Genomic DNA, 15365 nt, shown 5'->3' on the forward strand with positions numbered 1-15365 from the left:
TTTAATGGTAGAAGCAGTATGCGAGGTGATTAACCAAAAAGGAATGCACGCACGCGCAGCAGCACGGATTGTAGCAGAAGTGGTTAAATTCACCAGTGACGCTACACTGACTCACAAAGATAGGGTTGCCCCTGGCGATAGTTTAATCAAGTTACTCACTTTAAACGCACCAAAAGGCTCTCAGATTAAAATATCAAGTGTTGGACCAGACTCCGAACAACTACTCAGCGCATTAAAAAACCTATTTGCCCAAGGTTTTGGGGAGTAGCACTAGCAGATTTAGGACTAACACATTTGGGAAATTATAGTTTTTCCCAAAAACGCCCTTCTCTAGGTAAATAATAGTTATTTTTATCGAGAGAAACAACGACTCTCTCTGCACGGCCAATTAGCTCTTCCCTTGGTATCAACCCTATAACTCTAGAATCTGCGCTATTATCCCTATTATCCCCCATAACCCAATAATGATTCGGGGGTACTTCTATTTCTTTGAATGTAGAAAGTCGATTATTGAAATATTTAAGTAATCGAACAGCATACCCTTTATTATCCATTCCCTGTGTATGGGTATGGCTCCCCTCACCTGTATTCCCTTTAGATAAACCAGGATGTTTTTCAGTAAAATAACTTGCTTGTTCATTATCATGAATAAAATGTTCAATGACTTGGTTGTTTTGAAACTCATCAATCTGAACGAGTTGTCCATTAACTATCAACCGATTATTAACCATAGAGATCTTATCTCCGGGTACTCCTATTACTCTTTTAATCAATCTTTCAGACGCTTTTACTGACTGAAAAACCACAATATCACCAACGATAGGTTCTGCATTTCGGCTAAGATTGATATTTGAAAAAGGAACTTTTACATCATATGCAAGCTTATTCACCCAAACTCTATCACCAATTAAAATATTAGGTTGCATTGAGCCAGTAGGGACTTTATACCAATCAGCAATTGCGCTTCTAAAAAACAGCATTAATAATATGCCAATAATAAAACCTTTATTGGTTTTCCAAAATTTCATTACCATCAAGCTACTCTCATAAAAGTTTCAATGTGCCAGGTTAGATTTTGTTCATAAAATAGAGTTCCTAAAATATATATTTCATTACAATATAAAATGACACGCCCTAACATAAACCACCACTCTCAAGACGAACAGTTTCAAGCAACCAATCGGTAAAAGCTTTGACTTTGGGCCTTTCTGAAGACTCTTTAGGGCAAACAATGTCATAGGAGTAATCACTTTCCATCGTTAAACCAAAGGGGCGAATGAGCCTTCCTGCCATAACATCAGACTGAGACAATACCAAATGCCCCATAGCAATACCTTGCCCATAAATAGCCGCTTGTTGAACCATGACGGTATGACTAAATACAGGTCCTTGATTAAGTGAGATCCCTTTCACTCCTGCAAATTTTAACCAACGTCTCCAATCATCAGTAGTACCATCGTGCAATAAAGTATGCAATTTAAGATCTTCTGGTGATTTTAGTGGTTTATCTCCTTCTAATAATGAGGGGGCACATAAAGGAGTCAACTTTTCATTGAGTAAAGTAATAGAGTGCATTCCAGGGTAATCCCCTTTATCGTAATAAATAGCGACATCAACATCTTCTCGAACAAAATTAACCATTTCATCACTCGCTTTTAGCCGCACTTCAATATCAGGGTAAATTTGCTTGAATTTAGATAACCTTGGAACTAACCAAACAGTCGCAAATGAAGGCACAACACTAACCGTTAATTCACCACTAGCCCTTTGGGCTTTAATTTCTTCTGTTGCATTTGTCAATATTTCAAAAATATCTCTTATTTTTGGCCAATAACTTTGTCCCTCATCAGTTAGTAATAATTGACGATTTCGTCGAACAAATAATTGCACTCCCAAAAAATCTTCTAATGATTTTATTTGATGGCTCACAGCAGCCTGAGTCACAAATAGCTCATCAGCAGCTCTTGTAAAACTCAAGTGTCTGGCTGCGGCTTCAAAAGCTCTAAGGCTTTTTAACGGTGGGAGCCTACGTATCATAAAGTTTATCTCTTAGAAGTTACTTCACATTATTTTTTCTAATGCGAACCATTATAAATGATCGTTTGAAAACAAACAAATGGCCACGTATAGTTCATCCTGTGTCTGCAAACACTTAAGTTTGAAAGCCAATTGATTTAAACCGCTTGTTTAATAATGGATTTCAAATGTTAGTTTGACCGATTAATCAAACTAATTAGAACTCGTTTCCAGTAAGCAGATATTATTTGCTAGCGCAAATTAAGCTAACTAGTACAGTTAATTGGTGTGGTCCACCATTAAGTATTGTTAGCAGTGTTTTGTACCTTGTTTTGAGAGTTGTTTTATTCTGTCCCAACAGAATTTATTAGTGAATGCTGTGACCTCCTACCCCTTTTTTGGTCCTAATATTTCACAGCTTATTACTAATCAGGCTTGCTAACGCAAGCCTTTTTTTTTACTCAAAAAAGCGCATAATAACAACCATTATTTTATTAACCCTACTTTAATATATGACACCTTATACCCAAAATCACCTTACTCACTCAATTGTTATGGTTCAGCCATTAGATTTTGGCTATAACGAACAAACAAGCACCGATAACGAGTTTCAACATAAACCAACTGATATCAGTGATAAACAAATTCAATTAAGCGCTTTGAATGAATTCAACCAAATGCGCCAGCGGTTGGAAGATAAGGGGATTGAGGTCATTGTACTAAAAAAATCTCATACTCAAATAACTTTGCCAGATGCCGTATTTCCCAATAACTGGTTTTCAACTCGCCAAGATGGGAAGCTTTTTATTTACCCAATGAAAACTCTCAACCGTCAAGCTGAAGTGCAAATTGATGAGCTTTCTCAATCATTAGAAGAGCACGGCTACTTAATCAAACAGACAATAGATCTCAGAGAAAATACTCAACCAAATGAAATACTTGAAGGCACTGGCAGCCTTGTTTTTCATCACCAAACAGGGCAGGCTTTTGCAGCCCTATCAGAAAGATGTTCGAAAAAACTATTATTATCATTTTGTCAAAAATATGGTTATCAGTCCCACATGTTTAATACAGCTAGCCAGCAAGGGATTCCTATTTATCATACCAATGTTGCTATGTCTTGTGGAAAACATTTTGTGGTGATAGCAAAGAATATAATCAACCAAACTGAAACCAATAGAAATGTAATAAAAACATTAAAAGACACTTTTGATGATCTCATCCCTATTTCAAACGAACAAATGAGTCAATCTTTCTGTGGAAACATCATCCAGCTACAAAATACTCTTGGTCAACCACTAATTGTTATGTCTGAATCAGCACTAAAAGGATTTACTCACTCACAGAAGAAATGTCTTGAAAAACACGGTGAACTTATCGGTTGCCATATACCAACCATAGAACACATAGGCGGTGGCAGTGCTCGCTGCATGATTGCAGAAAACTTTCTTCCTCAAAAAAACTTATAGCGCTTTAAATACAACAACATGCATTACTATCCATTCATATATAAGATGTCACTTTTATGCACAGTTCGCACATAAAAGCGATATCGATTTCAGTCAAAATTCCGGCAAAATCATATAATTAAGACTAAACTAGAACTAAGTCTTTAAAAAAATAATAATTTTTCACCTATGAATTTGCCAGTCCTGGATGGATATAAAATAAATCAGGAAATTGCGTCAGGCGGGATGGCCAAAATTTATGATGCGGTCCAACTTTCATTAAACCGCTCCGTTGCGATAAAGTTCCTTAGCCAGAAACTAATAGCTCATCAAGAAGCAAAAGAATTATTTGAACACGAATCATTAATTATTGCCCAATTAAACCATCCTAATATTGTTCAAGTTATTGATAAAGGGATTACAGAAGACTTACAGCCCTACTTTGTAATGGAAAAAATTAATGGGCTCGATTTATCTACCGTTTTAAATGAAGCCGAACTGCCTTTTAATAAAAAAATGGATATTGCACTGCAACTTTGTAAAGGACTTGCATATGCCCATAAAAACAGTGTGATACACAGGGATATTAAGCCATCTAATATTATTATCGATCAGCATGGCGATGTTAAAATTCTTGATTTTGGTATTGCCCTCGTCAACCAGGGGGATAGCCAAGTGGCAACAGCAACAACCATTATGGGCACTAAAGGTTATGTTGCGCCTGAACAGCAAGATGACTATAGCAAAGCAACCATAGCCAGTGATATATTCTCACTCGGTGTATTGTTTAATAACCTGTTCAATCCTAAATCTAATACCAGTCAATCAACAGAAATATCATCAGAATTAAAAGCACTCATTCAAAAATGTTGCCATCCATCACCGACTGAAAGATACCAATCTTTAACCCATGTTAGAGATCAACTTTTGCGTATTTCTCAAGGTAGCCATTTAGGCCAATCTAATATTCAAACATTACAAAATGAAAATAAAGATCTAGCCAGCAACTTTAACCTATTAGATGTGCTTAGCCAAACAACTTCTAAAAGAGTTTATTTATTTCAGAAAAAAAGCAACAAACAGTTACTCGTCATCAGGCGTAGCATTGGCGATCTATCGGGATTAAAAGAAGCTAAACTTTTAAGTAGCTTAAAACATCCCAATATCATTAATATTTTTGCGGCGGTAAAAAAACATAACAATGCAACCATTATTACTGAATACCTTTCTGGCGGTAGTTTAAGCAATCAATTAATCGTTGATTTATATGAGCCAGAATTTCTTAAACAAGCTTGCAAAATATGCTCAGCAATCGATTATGCACACCAAAATAATATATTGCACAAAAATTTATCACCCAGTAATATTTTGTTTGACGATAAACAAAACCCTAAAGTGTGTGACTTTGGACAAAGCAATAGTAGTAACGATAATCCCCAGGCAATAAAAGCTTACCAACCACCCGGTCAGCAGGGCTTTAGTGAGCAATATGATATATATTCAATGGGTGCTATTTTTCATCATATGCTTTTTGGGGTTCCGCCCAATCAAACACTTCCCTCTAGCTCTCAAAAAGTATCTTTTAGGCTTCAAAAACTAATTGATAAAATGATTGCTCTAGATCCTCTAAACCGCCCAAACTCAGCACAAGAAATTTTTGTTGAATTACAAAGAATTTCCAATTTAGAGGTCAATAAACGCCCTCGCTCAAACATTGGAAAAAAACGGAAAAAAGACTCCCCTAAAACTCTAAACAACAAAATATCTAAACAAACTAAAACCGACCACACAAAATGGTTAGCCATTTCTTTAGTACTAGCTATTTTGTGTATCATAGGACTATTAGCAAAAGACTTTATAAAATAAGCCTAGGAACAGACAGGATTAACTTACCCTGTAAAAATGCCAGAAAAATATAACCCAGCTAATAACAAAGTCACAATAACTCCGCTAACAACCAACCCTGTCATATTTTTTTTCTGTTGATGTTGTGTTTTATAGTTTAATGGTTGCTCACCAACACTTTGAAATTTGAGTAACGTGCCGCCCACTATAATTTCATCGCCATCTTGCAGTACAGCTCTAGATTGCATTTTTCCATTAACCAACAACCCATCTGATGCACCGTTATTTTTAATTTCCCAACCTAAATCGGTTCCCATTAAATATACATGACGAGCAGATACACTCTTCTCGCTAGTTGATAAGTGATGTCCTAACATTCTTGAAATATGATTTTCAGCATTGGTAATCTCATAGATCTTTCCTTGCACATCAGCAGAAATTCCGTGTAAAAAAACTTTTTCATTTTGATTAAGATTCTTTGGGGTTGTGTTAGCTTTTGCCTGTACAGAAGGCTTCTTTTTACTCGTTTTTTTATCTCTAACAACTGTTCTTGGTTTACTATCAATTTTTGTAACAGGACCGATCACATTAAAAATAAACTCATCAAACCTAAGCTCATCTCCATTACGTAATTCACAACTAATGACTCGATCACCATTCACGTAAGTTCCATTGGAGGAGTTCATATCTTCAATGTAAAGTTTATCTTTTCTGAGTGCAATTTTTGCATGCTGTCGAGAAACGAAACTTAAGGGAACAGTAATATCTGCGTTTTTTTCACGTCCAATAATATTACCATCAGCTAAAGAAAAATATTGACCATCTAATGGTGTTGAACCACCTTTTAACATCCAAGGGCTTACAGCTGGACGTACAATAGTTGCTTGCTCAGGTTTGTGCCCTCTCTCACCCGATCGCTCTTTAAGTGGATCGATAATTTCTAGTTCACTTGAACCTAACCGAATAGTATCCCAAGCATCTAATACCTGCTCATTAACAACAGGTATCTCATTAATAAATACACTTCGATTACCACTAACATTTTTTAATAAAATTTCGCCTTGCTGAATAACTAACTCAGCATGAAAAGGAGCAACCATTGATTCGTCAACAACGATGTCGCAACTAGGATCAGAACCTAACTTAAGGACTGAGTCTACCAACCACATTGCAGGTTTTCTCTTATCCTCGAACTGAATTTTAAGCATAAATAGAGCTTTCCGTTATGTTTCAGTTCCAATCAAACTTGCTTAAAACTGAAACAACCTGAATTTTTAGACCAAATAATTCGTATATAATAACGGCTAATGATAAGTTTCAAAATATCTTTTTTCAGATATTTCACTTATTTATGTAATTTTAGCTTTATTGCAAGGCCCATAGTTTAGTTTTAGAACAGAAAGCCATCTAAATCAAAAATATTGACTATTTATAACAACTTACCCACATTTATTCTTAGTCCTAGATAGCCAGCAGCATATCAGCAACGAACTACACGCCAGCAACCAACATCAACACTTGGCCACAGAGCCAAGCCGCATATGTTCCCAACGCGTACCCTAAAACAGCCAGCAAGGCCCCTACTGGCGCTAAAGACGGATGGAATGCAGCAGCAACAATAGGCGCCGAAGCCGCGCCACCAACATTAGCCTGACTCCCAACAGCCATGTAAAATACAGGAGCCTTAATAAGTTTAGCTACAAGCAACATTAATGATGCATGAACAAGCATCCAGATGGCGCCAACAAGAAATAACCAAGGACGCTCTACGATAGCTGTAATATCCATATGCAAACCAATGCAAGCAACCAATATAAAAATAAACACCGATCCCACCTTAGATGCCCCAGCAGCTTCAAGTGTTCTGAGCCTGGTCATTGAAAGTACTAACCCTATAGTTGTTGCAACCACAATTAACCAAAAGAACTTACTGGTTAAAGAATAACGCTCCGCCTGTGGCCAGTTATCGGCAATAAAAGGAGCCAACCAATCAGCGACTAAATGCCCAATAGCAGTCGCGCCAAATGCAACCGCCAGCACTAACATCAAATCTGGTAAACTTGGAATTCTTGCATGTTTTTTATTGAACTTTTCAACCGTCTCTTTTAATTCTTCAATAGCTGAAGTATTAGCACCACTTACTGTATCGAGCTCTTTAGAACGACCAGCCATATACAGTAGAACAGCCATCCAAGTATTTGCAATAATCACATCCACAGCGATCATACTAGAAAACAATTTATCCGAAACTTGATAGACTTCCTTCATCGCAGCCTGATTAGCACCACCACCAATCCAGCTACCAGCAACCGTTGTCATCCCTCTCCACACATCGCCTGCAACTACATCAGGATTAACCCATGCCATCACCAATAAAGCAATAGGCCCTCCAATTACAATGCCTAATGTTCCTGTTAAAAATAATATTATTGCTTTTGGACCGAGTGCTTTAATCCTCGCAAAATCAATACTTAAAGTCAGCAATACCAGGCTTGCTGGTAGTAAAAACCGAGAAGCAACATAATATAACTGCGAACCACTAGCCGCTATTTTCTTTTTTTCTGGTTCTGCTACTGATTGACACTGAGCTAAAATTTTCTCTCCCGCTTCAACTACACCCTTTAAAACATCAACGCAAGCATAATCATAAGGCACAATATGGAATGAGTGTAGAAGGGATGGAACAAAATAACACACCAACACAGCCGGTATAAATTTATAAAAACGTTTACAATAGATGTTATCGCTATGATGGGTATAAAAAACCAGCCCTAAAATCACAGCCAGTATTCCAAAAACAACAGCACTATTGGTAATTAAGTAAGTAATCGGTTCTTGCATTTCAGCCCCAAGTAATGAAAATTGAATTATTTTGGCCAAAAAAAATCAGGCCAATTATTATTTTGTAGACAGAAAGATATCAGCCAGAAGACAAAATTTATAGGCTTATTTAATACTAAAATAAAGAAAGATAATAAAAAGAGGTAAAATTGATAAAACAATAATAAACGTAATCTAAAAGTAATGAATATGATTATTCCGAAAAACAATTAGTCATCGAGAGAAACTTGCGTTGCTATCACCGTTTTAGGTTTTATCCGGCCACTTTTTAGCAATGCCTCTCTTAAAACATATTCAATCTGAGCGTTCAGACTTCTTAAGTCATCTGCAGCCCATTGATGCATCGCATTGAGGACTTCCGGGTTAATTCTTAAAGGATACGCCTTTTTTGCCACTCGCTAGTACCTACCAATAAATAAAATTAAGGCCGTTTTAGAAATAAAAACGACCTAAATATGGATATTACACGCTTGGATTAATATAAACTACCCGCATTAACAACAGGCCGTGCAGCCTCATCACTACATAAAACGACCAACAAGTTGCTGACCATAGCCGCTTTTCGTTCACTATCTAACTCAACAATCTCACGTTCAGATAAATGCTGCAATGCCATTTCTACCATACCAACAGCCCCTTCAACCACTTTCTTACGTGCAGATATAATAGCCATTGCTTGCTGCCTTCTAAGCATCGCATTAGCCACTTCGGGCGCGTAGGCTAAGTGACTAATTTTGGACTCAATTACTCGAACGCCTGCTTTTTCAAGCCTTGCTTGAACCTCCGTTTTTAGCGCCTCAGATATTTCTACAGGGCTACTTCGAAGTGCTATTTCTTCACCTTCGTGGTCATCGTATGCATAGCAAGTTGCTAAATTTCTTAACGCAGACTCACTTTGAATTGAGACAAAATCTTCATAATCATCCACTTGAAAAACAGCTTCAGCAGTATCTGTTACCCCCCATACAATAACAGCTGCAATTTCTATAGGGTTCCCATTTTTATCATTAACTTTTAGTTTACCACTTTCAAAATTGCGTACTCTGAGTGAAACCGCTGATTTTGAATACAAAGGATTTGCCCAGCGAAGTCCAGAGTCATGCACTGTCCCAACATATTTGCCAAATAACTGTAAAACCTTCCCTTCTTTAGGATTGACCATAAAAAAACCAAACCAACAAACCACAACCGTTAAAAATATCAATCCACCTAAAGCAGCAAAAACAGGAGTTGTTTTAATCAAAACAAGTAATAAAAGTACACTTAATATCTGTGCAACCAACAATATCAAAGCAACTAAAATACCATTTGGAGCTTTGATCTCTTTCTCTGAAATCATATTTTTCCCCTATTATCAACACAACACATAGATATCATAATGATATCATTTTGAATAAATTTCAACTTGAATTTACTTAAAAAATAAACATCTTATTATTCAATAGCTTATTGACTATTTTTAGACAAAAAATCATCAATACGAATAAATAATAATTAAATGTCATATCTAAAATCGTAAAATTGATTAATTTCCAACATAATTCAAACTATTTACAGAATCGTAGCGACAATAAGCACTAAACAATATAAAACCCAATGAGAGCTATTAAAGTTAAATAATGTTTATATTAAGAAAAGACGAAAAACTGATAGAAAAAGCGTTGGCAGGCTCTCAATCTAGTTGGGTCACACTAGTCAAACGCTATGAAGGGCTTGTCTATAACTATTGCTTGAGAATGACATTTAATGTTTCCGATGCAATGGACCTAATGCAAGAAGTTTTTTTAGCGGTTTACCGGAATTTGCCAGCCTACCGAGGAGACGGTAAATTTAAAAGCTGGATGATGCGCATCGCCGCAAACAAAACAACAGACTTTCTTCGTTCCAGTGGTCGAAATCCATTACACAGAGCAGGAGAAGTACAAGAAGATGATTTTCACTCCTCCCATTCACCTGAAACAGAATATGCTCAATATACCGAAAACCGAAAGCTATTAAATTTACTCTCCTTACTTTCAGACGAGCAACGCCTGGTCATTGAGCTTAAATTTTTTCAACACTGTACATTTGAAGAAATTAGCCATCAAACAGGAGTTGCTACAAGCACTATCAAAACACGACTTTATTCAGCCTTACAAAAAATGAAGGGCCAATTGGAGATTCAAAATGTTATGTGATCATCAAATTGTAACTGAACATCTTTTAGACTATATTGACGGAAAACTATCTCCTCAATTACGTCAAGAGTATGAAAGCTCATTAAATCATTGTAAAAATTGTTATGAGGTTCACCAGCAAGCTTTGGCTTTACACCAATCAGCTTACGCTTGGCAAGAGCAACCTGTACCAGCATGGCATAGAACAAAATATGCCGCAGGTCACCGAGCCAATAAGCATAACGGCTGGTTAAATTGGACTGCATTAGCAACTTCTACACTCGCGATATTTATGGTGGTATTCCAAGTTCAATTTACCCGTAGTGAAAGTGGCTTTCAAATAGCATTTGGGCAAAGCTCCTCACAACATCAAATCAATCAAATTGTTGAAAAAAAACTAAAGGAATATAAAAAACAACAAGCGGTACTACTTGATGCTCGCTTTGTTGCCGAAGCAAGTAAACAAACACTCGCTAACAAATTATTAATGACTGAAGTTTTAGATAAAACCCGTAATGAAAGGCGTGATGACTTAAACTTTTTAGTCACAGGCATTCAAACTCAGCGCTATGAAGATCAACAAAAAGTTGACAAGCATCTCAACTACCTGGCCGAAAACCAGATTGAAAACAACCAGTATATTAACCAATTAATCCAGTCTACAAACTTTAAAAAGGGAGACAACTAATGAATATTAGTCGTATTAGCAAAACCGTTCTCACCGTAACCACTGCGTTAGCAATAATGAGTGGTCATTTATCTGCTAAAGATACTGAATATGCAAGAACTCAAAAAGAATTAAAAATAATGAGCAAGATTTTTGAAACCTCATTATCTGAAGCTGATAGTAGTAGAAATAAAATTTTCGGTTCAAAAAAAACGGATGCAATGTATTTAGCCAAACAAGGTATGGTATTTACTTTTAATTTTGGCCGGAATACATTCAATTCTGTTGATAATTGGGAACAATTTGGAGAAGGTATAGGTCACTTTGTTGAAGCTATAGCGACAGAAGTAGGATCTGCACTGTCTGATTTTCCAGAAGTATCTCCACCAGAAAAACCAGAACCACCCGAAGCACCTGAATTTCATTTTAATGAAGCTGAACAATTTGAAGCTTATCAAGAGCGAATGGAAGCTTTAGAAAAAATGAGAGAAAAGCAATTAGAACAAAGAGAAGAAGTTCGCGAATTACAACGCCAAATAAGATCTCTTGAGCGAGAAAGTTCCAGAAGAGAGCACTCCGAGTCAAAAAGTGAATCTAAAGAACTAGAGAAAACTCGCATAAAATTAGAAGAAAAAATGAATGTACTAAATAAAAAAATGGAGGACTATAAAAAATCTATGCGCGAATACAGAGAAACAAGGGATAAAAAATTTACAGAAAGCGCCAAACGAAAATCAGACATTATAATCTCAACTTTATGTGACTATGGTTCAACTTTGCGCTCTTTAAATAATAACGAATATGTTACTATTATTTTTAAGAATAGTGCAAAAAATCAAGATAAAGTTTATGTATTTGAATATTCAGATATAAAAAATTGCGACTCAAAAGATAAATTATTAGAATCAGCGGTAAGCTATAAAATTTAATTTATTTGATTCAATTTTAAAATAACAAAAGCCGAAGGCTTTAATCTTCGGCTTTTTTGCATCAAAGTCTTAACATTATACTAACCCAAACTCAAACACTATCTATCAGCACAACCTAACACGTAACTCTTAAGCCGAGCTGCCACTTGCGAATGAAAACCTAATGCTGGGTTTTTGCCAACATTATTAGCACAATAACTCATCACCGTTCCTTGTCCATTAGCAGGATATCCAGGTAAAGCACAACTTCCTTCGGTCCTATTTGCACAACTATCAATTGCAGTGTTATTTCCCCACCAAGAACAAGCATGCGTATGGGCAGAACCTAAAGTGTGGCCTGCTTCATGAGCGTACACATCCACAGTCCAAGAATAAGTTGGGAAGTAACTATATGTACTCCACACAGGAGAATAAGCTAAGCCATCAATTGTATCATAACTACAGATACCGCCAATCTTGTGTGCTAAACCATACCCATTACTAGCAGAACTTTTAGAAGACGTTAATAACATACCGACATCACTTGTTTTTGTATTCGCTCCGTTATAATAAGCAAATTGCTTCATTAAATCGGTTCCTAAACGACCGTCATATACAGGAGAACTTTTGTACCAACTCCAGCCTTCACTATACAAATAAAGTCCATCGACATTATAAACTGCCGAAACCTGATTTAGTACAGAGCCAACCCAACTACTTAAGTTAGATTCCCCCACATCACTTACTAAATAACCAGATAAAACAGTATAAACAGTAAAGTAATAATCATTTAAGGCACTAGGCACAATACCTTTTGACTTTAGCTCAGGTAAACTATTAACATCTTGAGCGCTCATTAATGCATTCGATTTTAGTGAAGCATGATCAAAATTTGGCAAACTATTCTTAATATCGCTACCACATTTATGTTCAGGCTTTTTATTTTCCAAGCTATTAATTCGATAAATAACATGAGAACCTGCCAATTTATTACCAGATGCTTTTAATTTACCATTTTTATCTTTAATTAACCCAACATTTAAATCGCCAACTTTGTGAGAGTGAACTCGGCCTTCTATTGAGTTTTTAAAAAAGCTTAATGCAACAATTGAATCCTCTTCACCTTCAATCACGCCTTGATAATGCACACCTAAATCAATTTCTTTTGAGTCGATTTCGTGAATAGGACCGTTTTGAGTTTCGCGCATAGAAAACTTAGCGGCTTTTGAATAAATATCACGACGAAACAAATTCACTTTAATTGATTTTGATGCTGAAGTTAACGCAGAATCATTAAAAGGGATGATCATGCTAATTGCTTCACCAGGATTATTGCGTAAATATCTTAGATTTCGGTTATCTATTCTAAAAAATTTTGCACCAGCGACACTTGCATCATTAGTACCAGCTGTCATCGCTTTAGCAGCACCAGAAACATTTTCAATTTTAGAAAAAAACTGATACGGTTTAAAATAAACACCATTTGCTTGCATAGAATGAACTCTCTGTTGCAAAGCATTTGGTTCACCTTTAGCTAAAACTTGAAAAGCACTAATAGTGGTAGTAAGGGTTGCAATACCAATACATATATTTTTTATCATTTTATTTTTCATAAACTATCAACTCCTCCAAATTATTAAATACCGAAAATAACTCGGCAATAACACAAAAGAACTCTAAAAAACAACAACATTAGAACAAGGCTCTTCAATGCTAATAATTTTATATCACAATGAATTGGTAACTTAAACAACACCCAAAAACACTAAAATAAGCGCCGCACACAGAAAAAAAATATTATTTCAATAACCGAAATAAAAAAATAATATTTATTGATAACCGATTAAAATAAACATTTGCATGAAAATAAAAACCAAATATAAATAAAAAACACTTTATTCGTATATAACTTTATAATTTTTTGTTTAAGTTTTTTTTCAAAAAATTAAAATAACATATTTAAATTATTTTTTATCAGGAAAAATAGATGTAAAAACCGCAAGTATTGATGAATAAAATGTGAATATTACCCTATATTTTTTACTAAATTATAATGACCAGTAGTTTTTGAATACTTGAGAATGAGTAAAGCAGGAAGCCCCCTGCTTTTAGTACAACCAATAAAGTTAGTGATTCAATTTAAAAGCTATGTTAAGTACCTTTATTTATTTTTTATAATATCGCCATTTTTCATCACAAAAGATACGTTTTGCATTAACTTCATATTTTTAAGAGGATCACCATCAACAGCAATAATGTCAGCTAATTTTCCTGAATCAATTGTTCCGAGCTTATCTTCTATTCGAAGCAGTTTAGCGGTATTCCAAGTAGCCGATTGGATAGCTTCAAATGCCGGCATTCCTACTTCAACCATATATTCAAATTCTCGACCATTCAAACCGTGAGGAAATACACCAGCATCAGTTCCAAAGGCAATTTTAACCCCCGCTTTATATGCCTTAGCAAAAGTTGACTGTATTTTAGGACCAATTGCCGCGGCTTTAGGCTGGACAACATCTGGATAATAATCAGCAATGGCGGCTTTCTCAGCAACCCATTTTCCAGCAGTAATTGTTGGCACAAAATAAGTACCATGCTTTTTCATTAAACGCATCGTTTCCTTATCCATATAAGTGCCATGCTCAACAGAGTTAACCCCAGCTTTAATCGCTCTCTTCATACCTTCTGCACCATGTGCGTGAACAGCAACAACAAATTCATAATCTTTTGCCGCCTGAACAACAGCAGCTAATTCTTCTTCAGTAAACTGAGGATTAGAACCATTTTTAGCTAAGCTTAAAACACCACCAGTAACGGTTAACTTAATCACATCAGAACCTTCCTTATACCTTTGACGAACAGCTTTAATGGCTTCATAAGGACCATTAATTACCCCTTTAAGCGGACCTGGGTCTTGCATTAAATTGAGTCTAAGACCGTTGGTGGGGTCGGCATGCCCACCAGTTGTTGCAATACTTTTTCCAGCTGCAAAAATCCTTGGGCCTATAATATATCCCTTTTTAATTGCTTTTCTTAATGCAACAGGAACGCCTTGAAAAAAATCACCTAAATCACGAACGGTTGTAAAGCCAGCGTCAAGCGTTTTTCTTGCAAAAACAATCGCGCGTAGTGCTGCATCAGAATCATTCATAAAAAACTTTTCGGCATAAGATTTTTTATTAATTTCACCAGAAATATGCACATGCATATCCATTAAACCAGGCATCACTGTTTTATTTTTTAAATCAACTAGTATTTCATTGTCATTAGGAACATCATAACCAGCCTTTACTTCAACGACTTTTTCACCTTTTATACGAATTGAATAATTTTTTTTAACCTTTAAATTTTTAACATCTAATAAGGCTCCAGCATGAATTAAAAAGTTATCTGCTGTAGAGCAGAAGGAAAATAATGATATGACGAGACTGATTAGTATTTTATTATTCATTTATTGACCTTCTACTATTAAGTTATTCTGTTA

General features: G+C 35.8%; 14 protein-coding genes. 6 read left to right on the forward strand and 8 right to left on the reverse strand.

Annotation, left to right across the window (positions count from 1 at the left end):
- Positions 1–4: 4 nt before the first annotated feature.
- Entirely contained in the window at positions 5–268 is a 264-nt protein-coding gene (locus ACT5E3_RS18605; protein WP_444995052.1) for an HPr family phosphocarrier protein, read from the forward strand.
- Between the two features lie 34 nt (positions 269–302).
- On the opposite strand, the gene lepB is transcribed toward ACT5E3_RS18605, so the two are convergent.
- The gene (lepB, locus tag ACT5E3_RS18610; RefSeq protein ID WP_444995053.1) at positions 303–1034 is read right to left on the reverse strand and encodes a signal peptidase I; all 732 of its coding nucleotides are present in this window, start codon (positions 1032–1034) and stop codon (positions 303–305) included.
- 100 nt (positions 1035–1134) lie between these two features.
- Positions 1135–2037, reverse strand: coding sequence for a transcriptional regulator GcvA (locus ACT5E3_RS18615; RefSeq protein ID WP_444995054.1), 903 nt, complete (start codon positions 2035–2037; stop codon positions 1135–1137).
- A 491-nt stretch (positions 2038–2528) separates the two neighbouring features.
- Between ACT5E3_RS18615 and ACT5E3_RS18620 the strand changes: the two genes are divergently transcribed.
- Positions 2529–3485, forward strand: a complete 957-nt coding sequence (locus ACT5E3_RS18620; protein ID WP_444995055.1) for an arginine deiminase-related protein — start codon at positions 2529–2531, stop codon at positions 3483–3485.
- Between the two features lie 225 nt (positions 3486–3710).
- Positions 3711–5330 (forward strand): protein kinase domain-containing protein, encoded by a 1620-nt coding sequence (locus tag ACT5E3_RS18625; protein ID WP_444995056.1) that lies wholly within the window; start codon positions 3711–3713, stop codon positions 5328–5330.
- A gap of 23 nt (positions 5331–5353) precedes the next feature.
- Here the strand turns inward: ACT5E3_RS18625 and ACT5E3_RS18630 are convergent, their stop codons facing one another.
- The 4 genes from ACT5E3_RS18630 to ACT5E3_RS18645 form a co-directional block, all read right to left on the reverse strand.
- Entirely contained in the window at positions 5354–6517 is a 1164-nt protein-coding gene (locus tag ACT5E3_RS18630; protein WP_444995057.1) for an FHA domain-containing protein, read from the reverse strand.
- A 283-nt stretch (positions 6518–6800) separates the two neighbouring features.
- On the reverse strand, positions 6801–8150 hold the full coding sequence (locus ACT5E3_RS18635; RefSeq protein WP_444995058.1) for a DUF819 family protein: 1350 nt from the start codon (positions 8148–8150) through the stop codon (positions 6801–6803).
- Between the two features lie 209 nt (positions 8151–8359).
- Entirely contained in the window at positions 8360–8545 is a 186-nt protein-coding gene (locus ACT5E3_RS18640; RefSeq protein WP_444995059.1) for a hypothetical protein, read from the reverse strand.
- 80 nt (positions 8546–8625) lie between these two features.
- Positions 8626–9489 (reverse strand): SPFH domain-containing protein, encoded by an 864-nt coding sequence (locus ACT5E3_RS18645; protein ID WP_444995060.1) that lies wholly within the window; start codon positions 9487–9489, stop codon positions 8626–8628.
- Between the two features lie 280 nt (positions 9490–9769).
- Between ACT5E3_RS18645 and ACT5E3_RS18650 the strand changes: the two genes are divergently transcribed.
- The 3 genes from ACT5E3_RS18650 to ACT5E3_RS18660 are packed head-to-tail and all read left to right on the forward strand — an operon-like array spanning position 9770 to position 11902.
- A complete protein-coding gene (locus tag ACT5E3_RS18650) occupies positions 9770–10327 on the forward strand; it encodes an RNA polymerase sigma factor (protein ID WP_444995061.1) in 558 nt (185 codons plus the stop codon).
- Positions 10317–10994, forward strand: coding sequence for an anti-sigma factor family protein (locus ACT5E3_RS18655; protein ID WP_444995062.1), 678 nt, complete (start codon positions 10317–10319; stop codon positions 10992–10994). The genes ACT5E3_RS18650 and ACT5E3_RS18655 overlap by 11 nt, the downstream gene beginning before the upstream one ends.
- Complete coding sequence (locus ACT5E3_RS18660) at positions 10994–11902, forward strand: hypothetical protein (protein WP_444995063.1); 909 nt, start codon at positions 10994–10996, stop codon at positions 11900–11902. The genes ACT5E3_RS18655 and ACT5E3_RS18660 overlap by 1 nt, the downstream gene beginning before the upstream one ends.
- A 98-nt stretch (positions 11903–12000) precedes the next feature.
- Here ACT5E3_RS18660 and ACT5E3_RS18665 read toward each other — a convergent pair whose 3' ends face one another.
- Positions 12001–13494, reverse strand: coding sequence for a M12 family metallo-peptidase (locus tag ACT5E3_RS18665; RefSeq protein ID WP_444995064.1), 1494 nt, complete (start codon positions 13492–13494; stop codon positions 12001–12003).
- Positions 13495–14042: 548 nt separating this feature from the next.
- Positions 14043–15332 carry an amidohydrolase family protein gene (locus ACT5E3_RS18670; RefSeq protein ID WP_444995065.1) on the reverse strand — a complete coding sequence of 430 codons (1290 nt, stop codon included), beginning with the start codon at positions 15330–15332 and terminating at the stop codon, positions 14043–14045.
- Between the last annotated feature and the right edge of the window lie 33 nt (positions 15333–15365).

The organism is Aliikangiella litoralis, from assembly GCF_052495765.1.